The sequence below is a fragment of the Marinobacter sp. SS21 genome (genome assembly GCF_028369065.1).
Taxonomy (GTDB): domain Bacteria; phylum Pseudomonadota; class Gammaproteobacteria; order Pseudomonadales; family Oleiphilaceae; genus Marinobacter.
This window is the reverse complement of the sequence record NZ_JAQNDA010000002.1, coordinates 217,474-240,205: the sequence shown is the minus strand read 5'-3', so window position 1 is coordinate 240,205 and position 22,732 is coordinate 217,474. Positions and strand designations below refer to the sequence as shown.

The 22,732-nt window shown below is 59.9% G+C and carries 17 protein-coding genes; 13 read left to right on the top strand and 4 right to left on the bottom strand.

Annotation, left to right across the window (positions count from 1 at the left end; all coding sequences use genetic code 11):
• Window positions 1–116 precede the first annotated feature (116 nt).
• A complete protein-coding gene (locus N6L25_RS03355; RefSeq protein WP_271977845.1) occupies window positions 117–806 on the top strand; it encodes a PEP-CTERM sorting domain-containing protein in 690 nt (229 codons plus the stop codon).
• Window positions 807–858: 52 nt separating this feature from the next.
• On the opposite strand, the gene N6L25_RS03350 is transcribed toward N6L25_RS03355, so the two are convergent.
• Together N6L25_RS03350 and N6L25_RS03345 are read right to left on the bottom strand one after the other, a co-directional pair.
• Window positions 859–1,398 (bottom strand): hypothetical protein, encoded by a 540-nt coding sequence (locus tag N6L25_RS03350; RefSeq protein ID WP_271977843.1) that lies wholly within the window; start codon window positions 1,396–1,398, stop codon window positions 859–861.
• Window positions 1,399–1,549: 151 nt separating this feature from the next.
• Window positions 1,550–2,338 carry a sulfite exporter TauE/SafE family protein gene (locus N6L25_RS03345; protein WP_271977842.1) on the bottom strand — a complete coding sequence of 263 codons (789 nt, stop codon included), beginning with the start codon at window positions 2,336–2,338 and terminating at the stop codon, window positions 1,550–1,552.
• A gap of 579 nt (window positions 2,339–2,917) precedes the next feature.
• Here N6L25_RS03345 and N6L25_RS03340 point away from each other — a divergent pair.
• From N6L25_RS03340 to N6L25_RS03330, 3 genes are all read left to right on the top strand, one after another.
• Window positions 2,918–6,397 (top strand): indolepyruvate ferredoxin oxidoreductase family protein, encoded by a 3,480-nt coding sequence (locus tag N6L25_RS03340; protein ID WP_271978296.1) that lies wholly within the window; start codon window positions 2,918–2,920, stop codon window positions 6,395–6,397.
• 130 nt (window positions 6,398–6,527) lie between these two features.
• Entirely contained in the window at window positions 6,528–7,628 is a 1,101-nt protein-coding gene (locus N6L25_RS03335; protein ID WP_271977839.1) for a Glu/Leu/Phe/Val family dehydrogenase, read from the top strand.
• Between the two features lie 103 nt (window positions 7,629–7,731).
• Entirely contained in the window at window positions 7,732–9,138 is a 1,407-nt protein-coding gene (locus N6L25_RS03330) for a sodium-dependent transporter (RefSeq protein WP_271977837.1), read from the top strand.
• Window positions 9,139–9,310: 172 nt separating this feature from the next.
• Here the strand turns inward: N6L25_RS03330 and N6L25_RS03325 are convergent, their stop codons facing one another.
• Window positions 9,311–10,042: a murein L,D-transpeptidase catalytic domain family protein gene (locus tag N6L25_RS03325; RefSeq protein ID WP_271977835.1), complete on the bottom strand. Its 732-nt coding sequence runs from the start codon at window positions 10,040–10,042 to the stop codon at window positions 9,311–9,313.
• 230 nt (window positions 10,043–10,272) lie between these two features.
• On the opposite strand from N6L25_RS03325, the gene N6L25_RS03320 reads away from it, so the two are divergent.
• The 8 genes from N6L25_RS03320 to N6L25_RS03285 all read left to right on the top strand — a co-directional run bounded on the left by N6L25_RS03320 (window position 10,273) and on the right by N6L25_RS03285 (window position 20,507).
• Window positions 10,273–11,787, top strand: coding sequence for a L,D-transpeptidase family protein (locus tag N6L25_RS03320; protein ID WP_271977832.1), 1,515 nt, complete (start codon window positions 10,273–10,275; stop codon window positions 11,785–11,787).
• A 116-nt stretch (window positions 11,788–11,903) separates the two neighbouring features.
• On the top strand, window positions 11,904–12,650 hold the full coding sequence (locus N6L25_RS03315) for a substrate-binding periplasmic protein (RefSeq protein WP_271977829.1): 747 nt from the start codon (window positions 11,904–11,906) through the stop codon (window positions 12,648–12,650).
• Window positions 12,651–12,754: 104 nt separating this feature from the next.
• Window positions 12,755–13,765 (top strand): DUF1835 domain-containing protein, encoded by a 1,011-nt coding sequence (locus N6L25_RS03310; RefSeq protein WP_271977827.1) that lies wholly within the window; start codon window positions 12,755–12,757, stop codon window positions 13,763–13,765.
• Window positions 13,766–13,826: 61 nt separating this feature from the next.
• A complete protein-coding gene (locus tag N6L25_RS03305) occupies window positions 13,827–14,843 on the top strand; it encodes a succinyl-CoA synthetase subunit beta (protein WP_271977825.1) in 1,017 nt (338 codons plus the stop codon).
• A gap of 225 nt (window positions 14,844–15,068) precedes the next feature.
• A complete protein-coding gene (locus tag N6L25_RS03300) occupies window positions 15,069–16,559 on the top strand; it encodes a flavin-containing monooxygenase (RefSeq protein WP_334312378.1) in 1,491 nt (496 codons plus the stop codon).
• 158 nt (window positions 16,560–16,717) lie between these two features.
• Window positions 16,718–17,548, top strand: a complete 831-nt coding sequence (locus N6L25_RS03295; protein WP_271977824.1) for a metal-dependent hydrolase — start codon at window positions 16,718–16,720, stop codon at window positions 17,546–17,548.
• A 147-nt stretch (window positions 17,549–17,695) separates the two neighbouring features.
• Window positions 17,696–17,869 (top strand): hypothetical protein, encoded by a 174-nt coding sequence (locus tag N6L25_RS03290; RefSeq protein ID WP_271977822.1) that lies wholly within the window; start codon window positions 17,696–17,698, stop codon window positions 17,867–17,869.
• Between the two features lie 244 nt (window positions 17,870–18,113).
• Window positions 18,114–20,507 (top strand): putative bifunctional diguanylate cyclase/phosphodiesterase, encoded by a 2,394-nt coding sequence (locus tag N6L25_RS03285; protein WP_271977820.1) that lies wholly within the window; start codon window positions 18,114–18,116, stop codon window positions 20,505–20,507.
• Between the two features lie 14 nt (window positions 20,508–20,521).
• On the opposite strand, the gene N6L25_RS03280 is transcribed toward N6L25_RS03285, so the two are convergent.
• Window positions 20,522–21,178, bottom strand: coding sequence for a helix-turn-helix domain-containing protein (locus N6L25_RS03280; RefSeq protein WP_271977818.1), 657 nt, complete (start codon window positions 21,176–21,178; stop codon window positions 20,522–20,524).
• Window positions 21,179–21,730: 552 nt separating this feature from the next.
• On the opposite strand from N6L25_RS03280, the gene N6L25_RS03275 reads away from it, so the two are divergent.
• Window positions 21,731–22,693, top strand: coding sequence for an esterase/lipase family protein (locus N6L25_RS03275; RefSeq protein WP_271977816.1), 963 nt, complete (start codon window positions 21,731–21,733; stop codon window positions 22,691–22,693).
• Window positions 22,694–22,732: the final 39 nt, after the last annotated feature.

Sequence of the window (22,732 nt, the reverse complement as noted above, 5' to 3'; positions counted from 1 at the left end):
GTACGAATTATGTATAGCCGTTCTTTTCTACATCGGGAATTCACAGTCTGCGCATCGGATGCGCTTGCGGTTCCATAAAAATCGTCACACGCTCTGTCATTACCAAGGAGGGAGCCATGCTTCATTCAACCACACCGGGACGGTTGTTTGCAGCCTTAGCCGTCTGGCTGTTGCTCGGTACAACAGCGGCCAACGCGGAGCTGATCACGTTTGAATTCACTACCCAATACCAAAACTCCGGCCCATCGACGGCGCTGGACGCCTTCCTGACTCCGGGCGAAGCGATCGTCGGTCGTTTCACGTTCGACTCGCTGACACCGGATGCGGACAGCTCTCCCGAGTACGGCCTATTTCCCGCCGCCATTACCGCGGCAACCATCATGGCGGGCAGCCATATCTTCGAGTTCAATCCAACCGGCCCCAACGGCATACAGGCCATCCATTCCGATCTGGGCCCCCTCGGCTTTGTTAATCAATACGATGTGTGGTGGGAGATCGAACCAACTCTGGGCTTTTCCGGGATTTCGGCGTCCATACACCTTGAGCAGTTTTTTGTGCTTCCCCCCACCCCGATGCTGGTAGAGAGCGACCAGTTGCCGTTGACGCCGCCCGATGTGAGCCTGATTAACGAATCAAGCTGGTTCAGCCTGAACCTGGCTGGCGACAATGGGAACGAAGAGCACTTTATGCCCGCACCCACCCTGGTTCGGGTACCAGAACCCTCGACCATAAGCCTGCTTGCCCTGGCGCTGCTGGGGCTGGGATTCCGTTCCGGCGCGTTGCACTTACGCCGTCAACCGGCCTAGCCCCTGGCCCACGCCACGCCAGCCTTACAGACTCCGCCATGCTTATGTCAGTTTAAATCACATGAACATGGCCATCCCGGCCAGCGAACGGGTTATTGATACTGCTCCCCTCACCGCCAAGCATGGCTTCAGGATGATTTTCAAGCATTTCCTGTTCAATTTCGGCCGCGTATTTGCGTGGCACATCCACCATGACCAGGTACTTGCCGGCTTCGATCGCGTTGTGGAATTTGCGAATGCGGTAGTTCTCAGCGGATATTCCGCCAAAACCTCCTAGCCAGCCACCCGCCATCACCGCGAACGCACCAAGGGCCACCCAGGCCAGAGTTGGCCACTCCACGCCCCCGTACAAGGCAGCGGGCAGGATGAACGACAACCCAATGACCAAGCCGATCAACATACCTCGCTCGACGTAGCGAACCAGGTCGGTCCGATCAAGAACGCTGGCCCGATGCAGGCGGTGGGTATACAGCCCGGCTTCATCCTTACTTACAATATGGAAGTGCCAATCGCCGATGCCTCGGGCATGCAGGTCATCGGAGATGTCCTGTACGTCGTCAATACGGTCAACCAAATAGAATAACCGTTTCATAACTCACCTCCGCTCTCGCAGAGAACGTTTAACCACCTCAACGGTCATTATACGACGGTGAATTGCCGGTCAGCCCGGCCCCCTAAGACCGTCTCGCCATAACCTGGGCGGGCTTAGCCCGGCATGCGCTAAAGGCTCCGGCCAGCGCTCATCACGCCAGCATGGGTGACACCACTCCGCTCCACAGGCCAATGGCACTGATTACTAGCAGGATGCTGCCGAGTACCCGGAAGAATACCGGGGTCTCAGCCTGCAACATGCGATCATGGAAGCGCAGCCCGAGCACATGGCCTATGGCTGCACAGGGTAACAGCCACACGTGGTGGATCAGCTGCAAGTCGACCCCGGCCCAGACGAAGGCCGCCATTTTGATGGTTACCAGGATAAACCAGAGGGCGAACAGGGTGTCCCGCAACCGCTCCTTGGGCAACTGCTGGGCGACAACCGCAATGATCAGCGGTGCGCCGATCAGCGAGGTACCGCTGATGTAGCCGCCCAACATCAGGAACAGAATATCGACCGCCTTGCTGTTGCTGCGAAAGGGCCGATTCAGGATGTACGACAGTGAGTACACCGACACGATGGCAAAGATGATGCCGCTCATCACGCTGGCGGGCAGGGTAATCAGCCCAAATACCCCGACCAGCTTGGGCACGATCATGATTCCCAGGATCCGCCACAGGTATTGCCAGTCCACGGTCCCCTCACCCGCCCTTAACGATGCGGATTGCTTGCGGTTGTTGATGGCAATGGTGAGGGACGAGAACACCAGCAGATGCACGGAAATGATCGGCAGGTAAACCAGCGGCTCGTTGTACACCAACAACAGAAAGGGCAGGGATAGCACGGCGCCGCCGAAGCCAAGCCCGGAACGAACGAAGCCGCTCCAGATGAAAATCAGGCCAATGAGGGAGTACTGCACTATCGACAGGTCGGACATGACGCTCCTGATGGGCTCCGGGGAGGGACGGACAAAGCGGAGGAGTGTACCGGACGCCAGGGGGCCCCGCCTACGTGTTAACCGAAACAGCCGCGCAAAGTCCTGCCCCGTTAAGCAGTTGAAATTGTTTGGCTCACCAAAAGCCCAACCGCCAACCTCGACTTTTTGGTTAGAAAATATTCATTGACCTGTTTTGAAAAAGCATCTAGCTTGTGGCCTTGTTCGTGCCCCACAAGGGCCACGGCAACTGAAATCGGAATGCCGGTCAAAAGCCGGAATACAACAACAAGACCACCACTCGTACCGTGATCCGGTCAGGTGGGAGAGGATTTCAACCATGTCTCAGACAGCATTTGCCAATGCTGGTCGGTGCCCGGCACCCGGCCATCTGCACCACCATCGAAGTTCCCCTTTTTCCGTACAGACAATCGTTCTGGGCTCTGCGACTCCGGCTCTCGGCCGCGTGCAGCTGACTCGGCCCGGATTGCGTTTCTGATTTCGAATCCCAAATCGAATCGATTCCGACGGTTGGCCGATAACGATCGCCGACGTTGAATCGCCTTAACCGGAAAAAGGTGAATAGCTATGCGTGATGTCAGCCTCAACGACGTGTGGGAACGCGACTCCGGCCCGGTGTACATGACCGGCAGCCAGGCGCTCGCCCGCCTTCCCCTGCTGCAAGCCCAACTCGATCAACAAAACGGTTTGAACACCGCAGGGTTCATTTCCGGCTACCGTGGTTCGCCCCTGGGCGGGTTCGATCAGGTACTCTGGAAAGCCAAGGAATACCTCAAGCAGCGCAATGTTCACTTCTTGCCCGGAGTCAACGAAGACCTCGGTGCGACCGCTGTCTGGGGCTCCCAGCAAGTCAATATTTTTGAAGGCGCCAAATACGACGGCGTCTTTGGCCTCTGGTATGGCAAGGGCCCCGGTGTCGACCGCACCGGCGACGTGTTCAAACACGCCAATGCGGCCGGTACCTCCCAGTTTGGCGGCGTGCTGGCAGTGGCCGGCGATGACCACTCCTGCAAGTCCTCTACCCTGCCGCACCAGAGCGATTACGGCTTCATGGATGCGTCCATGCCGGTGCTCAATCCCAGCGGCGTGCAGGAAATCCTCGATCTCGGTCTCTATGGCTGGGCCATGTCCCGTTACAGCGGCTGCTGGATCGGCTTCAAGGCGCTGGCAGAAGTGATGGACTCGTCCCTCAGCGCCAATCTGGACCTGAGCCGCATCGATATCAAGATCCCGGAAGGCTTCCAACTGCCCGAAGGCGGCCTCAATTCCCGCTGGCCGGACAAGCCATTGGCACAGGAAGAACGCCTGCATCGCTACAAGCTGGAAGCCGCCAAGGCTTTCTGCCGCGCCAACCGACTGGACAAGACCGTGCTGCGCGCCAGCCAGCCCCGGTTTGGCATCGTCACCACCGGCAAGTCCTATCTCGACACCCTTCAGGCGCTGTCGGACCTCGGTCTGGGCGAAGCCGAACGCGAAGCCCTGGGGCTGACGGTCTATAAGGTGGCCATGCCCTGGCCGCTGGAACCTGAAGGCATCTTTGAGTTCGCCACCGGGCTGGAAGAGATTCTGGTGGTGGAAGAGAAGCGTGGCCTGATCGAAGAACAGATCAAGACCCAGTTGTACGGCTGGCAGGACCAGGTCCGCCCACGCATCGTTGGCAAACGCGACGAGTCAGGTGCCGAACTGCTACGCTCCAATGACGAGCTGACCCCGGCCATGATCGCCCGGGCCATCACCTCACGCATCAAGGACCATTACTGCAACGACACCCTGCGCCAGCGCCTGGACTTCCTCACCGAAAAGGAAAGCAGCCTGGCTCAACCCAAGGAGCGCCTGGAGCGTACGCCGCATTTCTGCTCCGGCTGTCCCCACAACACCTCTACCCAGGTGCCGGAAGGCAGCCGTGCCCTGGGCGGCATCGGCTGTCACTACATGGCCACCTGGATGGATCGTGGCACCGACACCTTCACTCAGATGGGCGGCGAAGGGGTCACCTGGCTGGGCCAGGCACCGTTCACCAACCAGAACCACGTGTTCCAGAACCTCGGTGACGGCACCTATTTCCATTCCGGGCTGCTGGCCATCCGTGCCGCCATCGCGTCCGGTTCCAACATCACCTACAAGATCCTGTACAACGACGCCGTCGCCATGACCGGTGGCCAGCCGGTAGACGGCACCCTCACCGTGCAGCAGATCAGTCACCAGCTCTACGGCGAAGGCGTGCGCCGCATTGCCGTGGTCAGTGACGACATTGACAAGTACCCATCGCGGGCCGACTTTGCCGACCGCACCACCTTTCACCACCGGGACGATCTGGATGCGGTACAGCGGGAGATGCGTGAGATTGAAGGCTGTTCGGTCATCATCTACGACCAGACCTGCGCCGCCGAGAAGCGTCGTCGCCGCAAGCGCGGCACCATGGTAGACCCGGACCAGCGGGTGATGATCCATTCCGATGTGTGCGAGGGTTGCGGCGACTGCGGCATCCAGTCCAACTGCCTGTCGATCCTGCCCAAGGATACCGAACAGGGGCGCAAGCGCACCATTGACCAGTCTGCCTGTAACAAGGATTTCTCCTGCGTTCGTGGCTTTTGCCCCAGCTTTGTCACCGTCAAAGGCGGCAAACTCAAGAAGGCCCCCGGCATCAGCCAGGACGTCAACTTCCCGGCGCTGCCCGAGCCCACCTTCGCAGGCAAGCACGATCCCTACGGCATCCTGCTCACCGGTGTCGGCGGCACCGGGGTGGTCACCGTCAGTGCCCTGCTCGGCATGGCCGCCCACTTGGAGGGTAAAGGGGTGTCGGTACTGGATCAGGCCGGCCTGGCGCAGAAGTTCGGTGCGGTGGTCAGCCACATCCGCATTGGCAGCGAGCAGGAAGACATTCATGCGGTGCGCATTCCGGCTGGCGAAGCGGATCTGATGATCGCCTTCGACCTGATGGTCGGCGCCAGTGACGACGCCCTGGCCAAGCTGGACAACCGCTTCAGCCACAGCGTGGTCAACACAGAAACGGCCATGCCGGCCGCCTTCACCCGTGATCCCGACCTGAAATACCCCGGCCAGGCAATGGAAAACACCGTGCGCGAAGCGTCCAAGGCCGACGGCAGCTGGTTCCTCGATGCCGGCGGACTGGCCAAGGCGCTGATGGGTGATGGTATGGCCGTCAACCTGTTTACCGTCGGTTTCGCCTACCAGCAGGGCCTGTTGCCGCTGAAAGCCGAATCCATCGAACGGGCCATCGAGCTCAACAACGTGGCGGTGGACAAGAACAAGCAGGCCTTCCTGTGGGGCCGGCGTGCGGCTCACGATCTCGACAAGGTCAAGGCGCTGGCGTTCCCGCAACCGAAAGGAAGCCCGGTGCAGATCGTGGAAACCACCGATCAGCTGATTGAACGCAACAAACGTCACTTGACCGACTATCAGAATGCAGCCCTGGCCAAGCGTTATGAAGCGCTGGTGCGGAAGGTTCAACGCGCCGTGGAAGCAAAGGTCGGCAACGACCCCATGCTGGTACGTGCGGTGGCAGAGAACTACGCCAAGGTACTGGCCTACAAGGACGAGTACGAAGTGGCCCGGCTGTTCAGCAACGGCAGCCTGCGCAAGCAGTTGGCAGAACAGTTTGAAGGTGACATCGAGCTGGAATTCAACCTGGCGCCGCCGGTGCTCAGCCGAGGCAAAAACGGCGAACGTCCCCGCAAGCTGAAGTTTGGTCCCTGGATGGAGAAAGTGTTTCACCTCCTGGCCCGCTTCAAATCCCTGCGCGGTACCCCGCTGGATGTGTTCGGCTATACCGCCGACCGTCGGCTGGAACGGACGCTGATCCGGGAATACGAAGCCGACATCCAGTGGCTGCTCAAGCACCTGAGCCGCGACCATCTGGATGCCGCCCGTAACCTTGCGGCCCTGCCCGGTCGAATTCGCGGCTTCGGCCCGGTGAAGGAAGCGGCCTACGACGCGGCACAGAAAGAGCGCCAACAGTTGCGCACCGTGATCAATCCGGCCTCCGTGCAACACAACCGGATTGCCAGTGCCGCGGTGTGAACCGATTTAAAAAAGCCTGAACTAAACTAAAAGAGAGCCCAATCGGTGATCCCGGGCGGGCTCAAACAAAAACCTGCTGTTGGTTGGCCCCACAAGGGTACCAATGGCCTCGGAAGTAAGGTGAAACGCCATGAACGTATTCAGCCATCCCGAATTTGATAACCACGAACACGTATCGTTTTTCTGCGATCCCAAGACCGGCCTGAAGGCCATCGTCGCCGTACACAATACCTCTCGTGGGCCAGCATTGGGCGGCTGCCGCATGTTCCCGTACGCCACCGACGAGGAAGCTCTGCGGGATGTCCTGCGGCTGTCACGCGGCATGACTTACAAATCCGCCCTGGCCAACCTGGATCTCGGTGGCGGCAAGTCGGTGATCATCGGCGACCCGCGCAAGCACAAGACCGAAGACCTGATGGAAGCCATGGGGCGCTTTGTTGAGCAGCTCAATGGCCTCTACATCGCCGCCGAAGACTCTGGCACCAGCGTCGCCGACCTGAAAGTAATGGGCCGCCGGACCAGGCACGTAGCAGGTATCTCCTCCCACATCGGCTTCGACGGCAAGCCCAGCAACGGCGATCCGTCTCCGGCTACCGCCTACGGCACCTTTGTCGGACTCAAGGCCGCCGTGAAGCACAAACTGGGACGCAGCGATCTGGATGGCCTGAAAGTGGCGGTTCAGGGCATTGGCAACGTGGGTTACCGTCTGGCGCGCCACCTCCATGAAGCCGGCGCCAAGCTGTGGATCTACGACATCCATCAGGATCAGATGGACCGTGCCGTGGAAGAGTTCGGCGCCACCCCGGTCAGTGCAGATGAAATTCTGACTCTGCCAGTGGACGTGGTCGCCCCTTGCGCCCTGGGCGCCGTGTTGAACGACCAGAGCATTGCCAAGCTGCAGGCCACGGTGGTCGCCGGTGCCGCCAACAACCAGCTGGAGCACCCGCACCACGATGAAGCCCTGATGAAGCGCGGCATCCTCTACACCCCGGATTTTGTCATCAACGCCGGCGGCATCATCGACGTGTTCCATGAGCGCACCGATCACGACGCCGACAAGGTACGTGCCCACGTCGAGTCCATCGGCGTGACCCTGGAAGAGATCTTCACCCGCTCCGATCGAGACGGCCGCCCCACCGGCGCCATCGCCAACGAGCTGGCGGAGGAGCGCTTCGACCACTTGCCCGCCGCAAAGGAGCAGCACGCCCACCGGTTCGCCAAGGCCGGGTAACTGGGCGCACTGATCCCGTTTAGCTGACGGAAACCCCTGGGCTTGAGCTTTTCGGCTCAAGCCCTGTCCCCCGACAACAACAATTCGTAAGCAGGAGACAGCTATGTCCTATTCTACCTCCGCCACCACCACCGGTGCCCAAGAGGGAGCCACCGCCAAGCGTGGACTCTGGTCGTCGCGACTGGCGTTTATTCTGGCCGCCACCGGATCCGCGGTCGGCCTGGGTAACATCTGGAAATTCCCCTACATCACCGGCGAGAACGGTGGTGGCGCCTTCGTGCTGGTGTACCTGGTGTGCATTGCCGCAGTCGGCATTCCCATCATGATGGCGGAGGTGCTGATCGGCCGCCGCGGTGGCCGCAGTCCGGTCAACAGCCTGCGGCTGATTGCCGAGCGGGACAAACTCCACCCGGCCTGGAAACTGGTGGGCGTGATCGGGGTACTGGCCGCGTTCCTGATTCTGTCGTTCTACTCGGTGATCGGCGGCTGGGCAGTCTCCTACGTGGGCACTGCGGCCAGCGGGCAACTGGCGGGGCAGACCGCCGAGTCCATTGGCGCTATCTTCTCCAATCTGCTCAGCGATCCTGGCACCTTGCTGCTCTGGCATACCGTATTCATGGCGCTGGTCATGGTAGTGGTCGCCCGTGGTGTGCGTGCCGGTCTTGAGCGCGCCGTGAGCATCCTGATGCCCGGGCTGTTCCTGCTGCTGCTGGCGGTTGTCGCGTATGCCATGACCACAGGCCACTTCGGTCAGGCGGTCAGCTTCCTGTTCCAGCCGGACTTCTCCAAACTGACCACCTCGGGCGTGCTGGTGGCCCTGGGCCACGCGTTTTTCACCCTGAGCCTGGGCATGGCCATCATGATGGCCTACGGCTCCTACCTGCCCAAGGGCATTTCCATCGCCAAGACCTCCATCACCGTGTCCATCATGGACACCGGCGTCGCGCTGCTGGCGGGGTTGGCGATCTTCCCGATCGTCTTCGCCAACGGTATGGAACCGGGCGCCGGACCTGGCCTGATCTTCCAGACCCTGCCGCTGGCTTTCGGCCAGATGCCCATGGGCAGCCTGTTTGGCACCTTGTTCTTCGTACTGCTGATCTTTGCCGCCTGGACGTCCGGCATCTCACTGCTGGAACCGCTGGTGGAATGGCTGGAAGAACAGAAAGGCATGAACCGCACCATCAGCACGCTGGTGGCGGGCCTGGCCTGCTGGGGCTTGGGCATCGCGTCCATCCTGTCCCTGAACCTGTGGTCAGACGTGGCGCCGCTGGGCATGTTCGCCATGTTTGAGGGCAAGACCATCTTCGACCTGCTGGACTTCCTCACCGCCAACATCCTGCTGCCGCTGGGCGGTCTGCTGGTGGCCGTGTTCACCGGCTGGTTCATGTCCAAGCAGGCGCTGAAAAACGAGCTGTCGCTGTCCGATTCCAGCTTCAAGTTGTGGTACAACACCCTGCGTTACCTGACACCGGTGGCGGTGCTGGTGGTGTTTATCTACAACCTGAGTTGATTGGGCTGAGTAGCGAAAGAGTCGAACGGGGACAGGTTTGAACCGGCCCCGTTCAGGCAATGACGAAGGGCGTAGCGGCTTAGACCGTTACGCCCTTTTTTCTTTGCGATAGTTTCTGAATTTTGAATACGGCTGGGAGGGCATTTCCGTGGCAGACTACCGATAAATCAAACTAGCCGTCTACCGAGACAGAGCCAGACTCGGCCTTAGCCAATTGAGTATCAGAGTTGCAGTTCAAGAAGGCGGACGAAGCAAGCCACTCCTGATCCGGATAGTAAGTAAACACCAACTGCCCGCCCTTGAGATTGTCCACCACTTCCCGAATCATACCCCGGCTCACCGCCGGACAACCGTGGCTGCGGCCGATGCGGCCGTGTTGCTCAACCCAGGACGGGTCAACATAGTCCGCGCCATGAATGACGATCGCCCGCTCACGGGCCAGGTCGTTGACGCCGGGCTCCAGGCCATCGAGCCGCAGAGCGTAGCCATGCTGCCCGCGGTAACTTTCACCACCCATGAACAACCCGAGGCTCGACTGATGGCTGCCTTCGGTATTGGAAAACGAGGTTGCGCTCGCCATGCCGGAGTTCTTGCCATGGGCCACCAGCTCTCGCAGCACCAGCGCTTGCGACTCCAAATCAAAGATCCAAAGACGCTGTTCACTGGATGGCAGGGAGAAATCGATCACCGCCAAGCGCTCAACCGAGTCGAAGCCTTGAGCCCGGGCACAGCCATAGGCGGTAAGGGCCGACGCCAGCACTTGTGGATTGAGATTTGGCGCCGTATTGGCTAAATTCGTGTACAGATGTGCATCGAACGAATCGGCATGACTGACGGACGACAAAGTCGCGAGACTCAGGCCGAGTACAGCGCTGCGAACCGAGAGTTGTAATCGATAAGACATCCAAACAGTCTCCAATAGCGTCGTGCAGGTTTTCAGTTTGAGCTGACACCTACGGGAGCAATGCTGCGTTCCCGAGTAAGTTGCCGCATTCTAGCAGGGAAGCGTGGGACGGCCATCGACATATGTACAAATTTTACACAAAACATCATTGCCGGCGAGTCGGTTTACAAACGGCAATACTGGGCATCGCTCTGTTGCTGCCGCTGTGCGCCCTGGCCAACTTTCGCGTCATGCCCGATGATTGTGTGACACTGCCGGATGGCCCCAAGGCCCACCTACAGGCGATGTCTGAGTTCCAGCAAGCCGTACCTGCGGATTACTGGGCACGCCCGGGCCGCCTGTTATCACTGATCGAACAGCTGGAAAGTCTTCGCGCTGATGGTCTGGAGCCGGCCAACTACTATCTGGACACCCTGATCCAGATGCAGGAGTTCCTGCACACCTGGGGTGTCGTGCTGCCCTGCGATGCGGAGCTGGCCAGTTTCTCATTCCTGAGTGCGCTGTCGGACCTGCAAGGAGGACGCGCCACCTCCCTCGACCAGGACACCATCTGGTACTCGCCCTTACTTGGCAACCGCCTGCGCGCGGAGGCGTTGACGACGCTCGCCCTGAATCAGGCCAGCACCCCAGCGGAAGCCTTCGCCCTGGCCCGCCCCACCCTGCCGCTGTACGTCAACCTGCGCACGGCTTATCAGCAAGCGCTGGCCCACTTTCCCGCGCGTTGGCCCCAGGTTCCCGCTGGCGCCGTGCTTGAGTTAGGCGATCGTTCGCCGCGGGTTGATGCACTTCGCGAGCGGCTCGCAGCCGAAGATTACTTGCCGGAGGGCAACGCTTCCGCTGAACAACCACAGCCATTCGACGAGACCCTTCAGGGCGCCCTCAAGCAATTCCAGCGCCGCCACTACCTCGAACCGGATGGCAAGCTCGGGCCGCAAACCCTTGCCCAGCTCAACATCAGCCCAAGCCGGCGGCTGCGACAGATCAAAACCAATCTGGAGCGCCTGCGGTGGCTGGCGGCGGACATGGAGCCTAACCTGTTGCTGGTGGACATTGCCGCCGCCAGAATCCAGTATTATCGGGCAGGCGACATTATCTGGTCCGGACGCGCGCAGGTAGGGCAGCCACTGCGCGAAACCCCCAGGCTCAAGTCGCTGATCACCCACGTGACGGTCAACCCCACCTGGACCATCCCGACGTCCATATTCCTGCAGGACCAGTTGCCAAGAATCCAGCGCAACCCCAGCTATCTGGCGCAGCGAAACATTCGGATATTCAACCGCCAGGGCGAGGAGCTCGGTGAAGCGGACGTGGACTGGAACGACCCCAGGGGCATCCTGTTACGCCAGGACGCAGGCCCCGGCAATGCGCTGGGCAAGGTGGTGATACGCTTTTCCAACCCCTTTGCGGTCTACCTGCACGACACGCCCTCCTCCGGTCTGTTCGACACCTCAAACAGGTTTTACAGCTCCGGCTGTGTCCGAGTGGAGAACGCCCTGGATCTCACCGCCAAACTGTTTGAGCACGAGCATTCCAACCGCTGGCAGGAAGTGCAGGCGCTACGCGCCTCCGGAGAAACCCGCAACGTACACCTGCCGCGCAGCGTGCCGGTGTTACTGGCCTACTGGACGGCCGAGGCGGACGATCAAGGCAAGCTCTATTTCCGCCCGGACACCTACCAAACGGATGACCGCCTGCTCGCCGAGTTGAGTCAGGTCAGCGCAACCACCTCCCACGCCATCCAATAACGCCGCCTGCCGCTCCCTGGTGGTCGCTGGAATCCAACGTCATTAAGCGCCAAAATGACACAGTGACCAAGGCGCCAATGCCTGGGCGTTCGGCTGAGAGGTTCGTAACCTGAGCCATGAACAACCTGATCGGACTCCTGGCAGCAGTGGGTTTTCTACTGCTGATCGTTCTGCCATCGCTGGCACCGGCAGACACCCTCCCCTGCCGGGTGGTGGTTGGGCCGACCAGCGATCCCGAGCTCACCGTCGCCAACCGGGCGTGGACCAAACAGCTCGTCCGCCACCTGGAGTCCCGAGGCACCCGCTGCGAAATGATCTTCGTCGATGCCTGGGCTCGCGCCAACATGATGTTTGCGGAGCGACGCATCGACGTGCTGTTCCCCGAAATCGTCGGCGATGCGAGTCAACCCGGCATCACCGGGCGGCCAGTTGCGCTGACCTACGGCTTCGTGGTGTATTCCCGCCTCGACACCCGGGCATTCGACCACCCGGCCGAACTCCGGGGCCGACGAGTGGGCATCATACGAGGTCGTTACTATCCGGCAAGTCTGCTTGACGACCCCCACATACGCATTGAATCCGCCAATTCGCTGGAGCAGAATTTCAACAAGCTGCTGCATGGACGCATCGACGCGACCGTTGAATACCAGTCCGACGGCCTGCAGCAGCTTGCAGCCATGAATCTGCTGAACCGGGTCCAATACGGGCAAGAATTTGGCGTCGGGCAACTGGCCTACCGTTTTCAGGCAACCCCCGAAGGGGAGCAATTGAAAACCCGGTTCGATCAAGCCATTCGGACGCTCATGGACAACGGCACCTACACCGCCACCTTCCGGGGAACCAGCCAGCGGCTGGTGCCATGACCGACCATTTGCCGCCAGCGGGCACAGAATCCCGACCTTTCTTCCGCCGCACTCCGTCAGGGCTGCTATAACTGCTGATAACAACTGAACAGGCAAGGTGCTTCATGCCGCAAGACGACGATCAAACCACGCTGCACATCCGTTGCGGCTCAGACCTCAGGGTGCCCTTACAGTCGGCGGGGTTTGCCGGCGACTTCCTGGAGTATGCCGACCCCATCTGCCAGGGACCGGTACCGCTGGCGGATGATGACCTGCTGACCTGCCGCGCCGAATTCATTAATCGGGCCTACGAAGCCGACACGCCCGAGGGCTTCGAAGAGACGCTGGCACTGTTGCAAACGTGGGAAACGGGTCTGCAGCAGGCAGCGTCCCGCTATCACCGGGTGGTGCTCTGGTTCGAGCACGACAGCTTCGATCAACTGATTCTGTGCCGGGTACTGGACCATTTTCATAGCGCCGACGTCCCCCGCAAATTGGAGATGGTGACCACCGATCATTACCCCGGTTTTGAGCGTTTCATCGGTCTGGGCCAGCTGAACGGCGCCGCGTTACAAACGCTCTGGCAGCAACGCAGTGCCATCACCCCCGCGCAACTGGAGCTGGGCAGCCGATGCTGGCAGGCCCTGAGGGAGCCGCTACCCACCGGGCTGGCATCCCTGATGGCGGACCCGAACACCTCGACTTTGCCATACCTGTCCGGTGCCCTGCGCCGCCACTTGCAGGAACTGCCTGCCCTCGGCCATGGTCTGGGGCTGACGGAGCAAATCGTTTTGGAACAACTGCGGACTGGCCCAAACAGCGTGGCCCAGCTGTTTCAGAAATTGACCATGCAACTCGACCCCCGTCCCTGGCTTGGAGACCTGATGTTCTGGCACATCGTCGAATCACTGCTGTCGGCGAAGCAGCCTCCCATCGCGGTGACCGCCGAAACCCGTCAGGCCAGCTGGCCGCATCGACAACTGAAGTTGACCGAGACCGGGCTTGCCGTCATTAGGGGGGAGACCGACTGGATGTCGTGCCATCCACCCACCCGGTGGTTGGGCGGCATCCGGCTTGGCGACAACCAGGCCAACTGGCGTTGGGACGAACACCGTCAATGCCCCGAATTGCGGTAGACTCAGCGCTCACGGCGAACCGGACTCGCCCGACCGCCCCCAAAGCCAGTGAAGGATCCACATGAGCAAACTCCAACATGAGGCTGGCGGCCTCATTGTGCCGCCCCCTGCCAGGACAGGACAACGGGGGGCCTTCGCTCAAGGCCCATTGCCGAAACGGTTGATGGCGCTGACCCTGCTGCTGATGCTGCCGTTGTTCTTCTTCGGCGGACCTGACTGGAGTTCCGGCCCTTTGTACCGATCCGCCTGGAACCTGGGACACATACTGTTCTTTGGCCTGCTGACGCTGTGGATCAACCCCCGACGTTGGCTGGCCGGCTGGCCCCTCTGGCTATCGGTAACCACGATGGTGCTGCTGGTGGGTATCGGGCTGGAGCTGCTGCAGGATGGCCTTGACCGCCACGCCGACTGGCACGATGTGTTCCGGAACCTGATCGGCTGCTGGCTGGTGCTGGCCTGGCACCCCAGCATCGGTGACCGCTCGCCCCCGCGGCAAGTCAGCATCCTGCATACCACCCGCTTTGCCACAACGGCACTGGTGTTGCTGGAGCTGTGGTCGGTGGCACAGGTGGCCTACCAGCAGTATCAAATCGTCCGTCAGCTGCCCAATCTCTACGACTTCTCCGAGCCCCATCCCGAAAGCTTCTGGTCCGGCTCCATGAGCCGGGACATCGCGCGCAACGGTTCGGCCGAACCCACCCTGAAAATCCAGTTGGGAACGGAGCAATACTCCGGCGTGTGGCTTCACCAGCTGGCCAGCGACTGGCGTGACTACCAGCGTCTTGAACTGGTCCTGTTCAACCCGTCGACCTCCCCCTTCACCATGACGCTACGCATCAACGACGTTCGCCATGACCGGGGCGATAATGCCTACGACGATCGGTTCAACACCCGACTGTTTCTACGCCCGGGCCTCAACGAATTCACCATCGACCTCCGTGAGGTTCGGGATGCCCCGGCAACCCGACAAATGGACATGAGCAACCTCCACCGCCTGGGTCTGTTCACGGTGTACCTCCCAGCGCCGGAAATCGTCTATCTGACCAGAATTCGACTCGCCCGGGACCTGCAGCCCTGACATTCTCTGACCATGGCCTATGCTGTTAAAAGATTTAGGAGCCTCTGAAAAACACCTGAATCCGCTCTGACGTTCCGAAGCGCCCTAACCCGGTTGAGGCTGTCAAGATCCACCTGTGAGCTGGTTTGAGGTGGTGACTGGTGGCTTGAAGGGGTGGCTAGAGGGTAGCGTTAAGGGTGGCGTTAGGCGGTGGCGATAGAGCGGTGACTGAAGAGCGATGAGCTGATGGCGGAGCACTACGACGTTCTGATTCTGGGCGCAGGCCTGTCAGGGATCGGCATGGCCTGTCACCTGACCCGACAGTGCCCCAGCAAGCGCTACGCGATCCTGGAACGGCGCCAAGCTATTGGTGGGACCTGGGACCTGTTCCGATACCCGGGCATTCGCTCCGACTCGGACATGTTCAGCTTTGGCTACGAGTTCCGCCCCTGGAATGAGCTGCAAGTGCTGGCCGATGGTCCGGCCATCAAGCAATACCTGAGCGAAACCGCCCAGGCCTACGATGTTGAACGGAAGATTCACTTTCGGCAGGAAGTGAATGCCGCCAATTGGGATAGTCGCCAGCAACGCTGGATTGTCTCCGCCCAGGACCTCGACACTGGCGACGTGCGAACCTACACCTGTCACTACCTGATTTCCTGCACTGGCTATTACTGTTACAGCTCAGGCTACCTACCGGATTTCCCCGGCATTGATCGCTTCCAGGGCCAGTGTATCCACCCACAGCAGTGGCCGGAGGACCTGGACTATCGGGGCAAACAGGTGGTGGTCATCGGCAGCGGCGCGACCGCCGTGACACTGGTGCCCGCAATGGCTCCCGACACCGGCCACATCACCATGCTGCAGCGATCGCCGTCCTATATCTTTTCGCTGCCGGCCCGGGACGCCTTGTCGGCACAGCTGCGCAAGGTACTCCCAGACGACTGGGTGTACCGGCTGGCCCGGCGGCGCAATATCTTGCTCCAGCGACTGATCTACAAGGGCGCCCGACGCTATCCCAAGGCCACCCGCTGGTTGCTGTTGCGAAACGTACGCAAGCACCTGGGCAAGGACTTCGACCCGAGGCACTTCACGCCCCGCTACTTGCCCTGGGACCAGCGACTGTGTGCGGTACCCGACGGTGATCTGTTCAAGGTGCTGAAATCGGGGCAGGCCTCCATTGAAACCGCGGAAATTGAGACCTTTACCGAGCGCGGTATCCGCCTGACATCGGGGAGGGAGCTGCCAGCTGATATTGTGATCACCGCCACCGGCCTGCAAATCGAACTGATCGGAGGCGTCAAGCTGAGCCTGGACGGCGCACCCTGCGATCTCAGCCAGCGCCTGACCTACAAGGGCGTGCTGGTGGAAGGCCTGCCCAACCTGGGCTGGGTGTTCGGCTACACCAATGCCTCCTGGACCCTCAAGGCAGACCTGGCCGCCAACTACCTGTGCCGTCTGCTCAACCATATGGATTGCAATGACCTAGCTGTGTCCGTGGCCCGGGACCGGGACGGCGCCGCCACGGACCGTTGTGTGATGGACAGTCTCAACTCGGGCTACATCCAACGGGCCAGCGCCATCATGCCCAGACAAGGCCGCAAGGTGCCCTGGAAGGTTCTGAATAACTACGAAAAAGACCGTCATTTGCTGCTCAACGAGCCGATTGACGACGGCTACCTGGATTTCAGCACCAAAGCGGCGGAGGAAGTGCCCGCCCAAGCCTCCAGCGGTTGAATCCCGCAACCACAAGCGGCCAGGAAACCATTTGCCCGGTTGCTCCTTTTTACGTGCAGTTAAGGCCAGTTGCTAAGCTTCTGGCCTTAAATGAACGACCATTCCTTGTTTGCATTCCGTATCGTTTCTAGCAGGATAACAACGCATTCGAGGTCAGCATGACTGCAGTTACATCGTCTTTTCCGGTTCGCCGTCAGGATTTTGAGTTTGATGAAGTGCCTCGTCATTGGGTTGCCAATGACCCGTTCATGACCCACCTCTTCAACGCCCTGTCTGCACTGTTCCCGGATGGAGAGCGCTTCTTCGTGGCCAGCGTCAGGGCGGTTCGCGAAAAGATCGAAGACCCCCAGCTGCAAAAGGACATCGGTGCCTTTATCGGCCAGGAAGCGATGCACGCCAAAGAACATGGCAACTTCAATGCCGGCGCCATCAAAGAAGGTTTTGACATCCCCAGACTGGAAGGCTGGACCCGCAAATTCCTCGCCGTCGCCGAGCTGCCGTTCTTCAAGAACGACAAAGTGCATCTGGCGGCGACCGTCGCGCTGGAGCACTTCACCGGCATTCTCTCAGCCCAGCTCCTGAAGCGCGAAGACCTGGTCGAACAGATCGATCCGTCCATGCGTGACCTGTGGGCCTGGCACTGCATCGAGGAAAACGAGCACAAAGCCGTGGCCTTCGATACCTTCGAGAAAATCTACGGCAAGGATGTGGCCAGCTACGCCCTGCGGATGGGCATCATGGCGCTGGCGACCGCGCTGATTATGGTTGCCATTCACGCCTTCGTTATCGAGCTGATGCGTGAAGACAAGCAGCTGACCAACATCAAATCGTGGGCCAAGGGCCTGAACTCGCTGTGGGGACGACGTGGTATCTTCAGTGCGATCGTTCCGGAATATCTGGACTACTTCAAGCCGAGCTTCCATCCCTGGGATCACGACACCAACCTGCTGCTCGCACGTTGGCGCAAGAAAACCGGCATGCAGAGCTGAGCCAAGCTGCTCCCAAAAAGCCAGGATATGCGCTTTGCCTATCCTGGCTTTTGCTTTTCCTGCCTAAATGTTATTTCCCCGCCTCTCTCTCCAAGCGTAGGATAAAGACGTAGACCCTTTGCTTCGATTCAGTAGTGGAGAGCGGTCATGAGAGATGAGCAGTACAAACAAGAACATCCGGTGATGAGTGAAATCACCCAGACATACGTGGACCTGTTTACCCATCGTCGGGATGAGAAAACCCGCCTACAGCTCCTTAAGCGCGGCGCCCTGTTGCATGAGAAGCTGGAAAAGGTACTCACACCAAAGCCGGCGGGATAGCCCGAGTTGCTCCGTTTTCAATGCGGAAAGCCCATCTTGATCAAACGGGGATCTGAATAACTCTGAGGCGTTATCCAGAATTTCCCCGTATCTTTATCCCACTGGGGCGAGGCGGAACCTTCTCCCTGAGACCCAAGCCACCTCAGCACGAATATTCAACCGCGGCCGCGTGCCCCCGGCAGGCGCCGGTTAGACTAGACTTGACAAGGTATGGTGAACATTGCGGCCGGGGAAACTCGCACCAATGCTCGGACTTTCTGTCAGCTCAAAAAAGCAGTGGAAGATCGTTTCCCTTATCGCAGGTTTGTTGGGGTTGGTGCTGGCTGCGGTCATCTTCACCGTCGCGGTGGTACAGATCCAGGCGGCGGTGGTCGCCTGCGTTGCTGGCAACGGCATCTGGTCACGGGCGCAGCTGGCATCGGTGCACTACCTGGCGGAGTATGCGGAATCCGGCAATCCGAACGACCTGAAACTGGCCAGAAGATGGCTCGACATTCCCCATAGTATTTTCCTGGCCCGCCGCGAGCTTGACGGCCCCAGACCGGATATGGAGTATACCCGCGCCGCTCTGGTACGGGCCAATATCCATCCCGACGACGTCAGCCGACTGGTCTGGCTTTACCAATACTTTTCGGCCTACCCCGACTTCAATCGCGCCATCCAGGAATGGGTCAGCTCCGACGACGACATACTGGCGTTGGTCGCCATCGCCAATCGCCTGGAATACGAGTGGGGCCAGGCAACCCCCTCCGAGGCAGTGCTAGTCCAGGCCCAGCAAGACATTGGTCAACGGGCCGCCAGCCTTGAAGTCGTGGCGCTGGAATTTCGCCTGGCCATCGGCCGGGCAGCCCGCAATGCCACCGTGCTGATGTCGGTAGTCAGCCTGATTTTTCTGGCACTCCTTGCCTTGGGCGCCTGGCGATTGACACGTCGGCTAGTACAGATACTGCGTCGCTCGGAGCAGAAGTTTCGGGCGATCTTTGAGCAGTCCGCGGTCGGCATTCTCCAGCTGGACGACCAGGGCCAGTTGCTGGATGCAAATGAGGCCTGCTGCCAGATACTGGGCTACGACAAGAAGCAGTTAACCAGCGCCCACTACAGCAATCTGATGCATCCAGAAGATTGGGCGCTGAACCCCAACGTGCGCGACCGGCTGATTGCCGGAAACCGGGAAAGCCGCACTCAGGAACAACGCATGCTCAAAGGCAGTGGCGATGTCATGTGGGCACGCCTGACGTCTTCGATCATGCAGGAAGGCAGTGGCAGGAAGCCCTATTTCATCGTCATGTTGGAAGATATTTCAGAGTCCCACCGACTGTCGAAAGAACTCAGCCATCAGGCCACCCACGACCCCCTCACCGACCTGCTAAATCGACGGGCATTCGAACACCGGCTGGCGAGCACCCTGGGCCGGGCACGAAATGACAACACTTCCCACGCTTTATGCTTTGTCGATCTCGATGGCTTCAAACAAGTCAACGACGCCTCCGGTCACGGTGCCGGCGATCAACTGCTGCGGCTAGTCTCCGGCACCATACGGGCCGACATTCGTGAGGGTGACATCCTGGCCCGTCTCGGGGGCGATGAATTTGGCGTGATCCTGGAGAACTGCGACCTACGCACCGCCGCAACCATCGCCGAAAAACTCCGCACCTCCATTGAAGAGCTGACCTTTGTCTGGGAAGGCCGGACCCATCACATTGGCTGCAGCATCGGGGTGGTCCGAATCCATGAGCAGGCGCCAGACATCAGTGCCCTCATGAGAACGGCCGATATGGCCTGCTACACGGCCAAGGACCAGGGGCGAAATCGGGTGTGCGTTTCCACGCCGGAAGCGGCTTCCCCGTCCCCGAAGCGTACCCATCATACCTGGTTGAGCGATACCCAGGAGCTGCTTGACGCCAATCGGCTCATTCTCAATGCTCAGCGGGTCACATCAACCCTCGGCACCAACACCGAGCTGCGTTACGAAATCCTGTTGCGCATGCTTGATGACAATGGCGAGCTGATCGCGGCAGCAGAGTTCCTGCCGGCGGCCATGCGTTTTGGGGTCATGCATGAGCTCGACCGTTGGGTCATCCGCACGGTCCTGGAGCGACTGACTTCGGCTCCCCAACACCTGACCATGCTGACCGCATGCCACATCAATCTCGCCAGCCCCTCATTCGACCAGCCGGACTTCGCCGCTTATGTGGTTAGCCTGATCCAGAAGACCGGCTTCCCCGGCCACAAACTGTGCTTCGAAATTACCGAGGAAACCACGGTACACCATCTGGTCGATGTTCAGAATTTCATGGACCAACTCAGCCCCCTCGGGTGCCGCTTTGTGCTCGATAATTTTGGCAGCAGCCTGACCTCCTTCAGCTACCTTCGTGGACTGCCGGTGGACAAGCTGAAGATCGACGGTGCTTATATGAAGGGCCTGCTCAATGGCGGTACCGAGCTGGCCATGGTCAGGGCCATTCACGATATCTGCCGTTCCCTGGGCATCCAAACCATCTGCAGTTTTGTTGAATCCGAACAAATCGCCGATACCCTCCAGAAGCTGGGAATCGACTACCTACAGGGCAGCGCCATACACCACCCTTGCCACCTGGACCAGGTACTGAACGGGGAAGCTCAGCAACCTCTGCGCTGACCGGTGCCGAGAGGTCAAAGCCGGAATGGCCCCAGACCAGCCGACGGGGGAATGAGTCCGGTTTGTCCCAGCTCCGTCAACACATCGGTTGGTTTTAACCCCAGGGTGGTGCGGAAGGTATGGGAAAAGTGGGCCGAATCGGTAAAGCCGGCGTCCATCGCCGCTTCCGTAAGCGACTTGCCCTGGGCAACGGCAATGGTAGTGACAAAGAGCCGATGCCATTGCCGATAACGACGGATCGGCACGCCAACATACTGGCGGAACAACTGCATCAGGCGAGGCACCGACAGGTTCACCGCCTGAGCCAAGGTTTCCACCGACGTGTTTTCCGCCACCAGTTCCCGAATCAGCGCCACCACCCTGGCAACCCGGGGGTCCACCTCGGGATAAGGGCAGTGATGGGGATTGATGACGCTTTCCAGACACCGGTAGGCGTCCTCCGAGGTGGTCGGCGAACGCAGCAAGCGCCGGAATAGTGAGCGGAATTGATCCTCCCGCACCACCCCGGTGGCCGTTCCTTCAGCTCCCACGGCCATTTGTCCCCGTAGCCAGGCGTAATCCTGCCCGAGCGCATCAAGATAACAAGTGCCAATCAGGGTCTGTCCTGCATCGACGCTGACCGAGCCCCCCGGCGGTAACAGCAGGCTGCGGCTTTGCCGAGAACTCGCCATCTCCGATGTGCGATAGCGGAATGGCCCCTCCAGGCTGACCGTAAGCGTAGCCGCAGCCTGACTGAATTGGACAGGCCTGAGTAGACGACCGATATGAAGGGTTCGCCTTGGCCACAGATAAAGAAGACGGGAGGATGCTTGATCTGACACGGGTCGCTTCCAATCGGTTCGCCAATAGATCGCTGCCAGCCAGACACCCTGTCAATCTGGCCCTGCGACCTTAGGCACGCATTGGTTGTTTTTATTGGGCTCCGGGTCAGTCTATGCCAAATCCGGACGCCTGACGCTGCCATCTGTTCAATTCGTGACCGGCAACGCGTTTTCCCCCGCATCGGCACAACTTCATCAGTTCTTACAAGCTGGCATCAATTTCAGACCGCTAAGGTAGTGCTCATGATGGTATCGGGGCTCCCAAACCCGGCCTTATCCATCCTGCAGTTTCAGCAACAAATGATTCAACAACAACTGTTTCAGCAACAAATATTTCAACAACAAATGCTTCAGCAACAACCGTAAAATTGCAGTAACAACAATAAATTAAAAGGGAAAACCATGAAAAAACTGATCCTCGCCGGGGCAATCGCCCTCGGCCTCTGCACCTCCGTTTCCGCCCACGCAGGCTGGTTCAGCTGGCTCTTCAGCAACGACGACGCCAAAACCACGCATCCGATTGTATTGGTGCCGGGTATCTTCGCGTTCGATACCATTGCCGGTGTCGATTACTGGTATCGCATTCCCGCCGCGCTGGAAGCCGAAGGCGCCACTGTCTTCATTCCCAAAATCAACGCCTTTGACAGCTCTGCCATGCGCGGCGAACGATTGATCGAGCAACTGGAAGAAATCCGCGCCGCCGCCAATGGCCAGATAACCAAGTTCAACCTGATCGGACACAGCCAGGGTGGCGTCACCGCCCGCTACGTGATGAATGTTCGCCCGGACCTGGTGGCCTCGGTCACCACCATGCACACCCCCCACAAGGGCTCGCCCCTGGCGGATATCGTCACCGGCGTTGCGCCCGAAGACAGCTTGCAGGGTGTGACCTTTGAGGTCTTTTCCAACGCGGTGGGCGACTTGGTCAACCTGTTATCCGCCAACCCCCAGGACGAGGCCGATGTGTACGCCATGCTGGCGGAATTTAACCAGCCGGGTTCAGCCGCCTTTAACCAGCAGTTTCCCGCCGGCGTACCAACGACCGAATGCGGCGAGGGCCCCGGCCAGGTGACCATTGCCGGTCATACCATTGCCCTTTACTCGTGGAGTGGAACGGCCACGGTGACCACCGGCCTCGACCTCTCCGATGCGCTGTTCGGAATTACCGGACTCGCCTTTGAGGAGCCCAACGACGGCGTCACCGGGCGCTGCTCCAGCCATTTTGGCCGGGTCATCAAGGACAACTACACCATGAACCACATCGACGTGAACAACCACGTTCTCGGCCTGGTGTCGTTGTTCGAAATCAGCCCGGAAACCCTGTTCCAGAACCACGCCAACCGCCTCAAGAACGCGGGCCTATAGCACCAAAGCTCCGGGCCAGCAGGCCCGGGGCGCAACGTT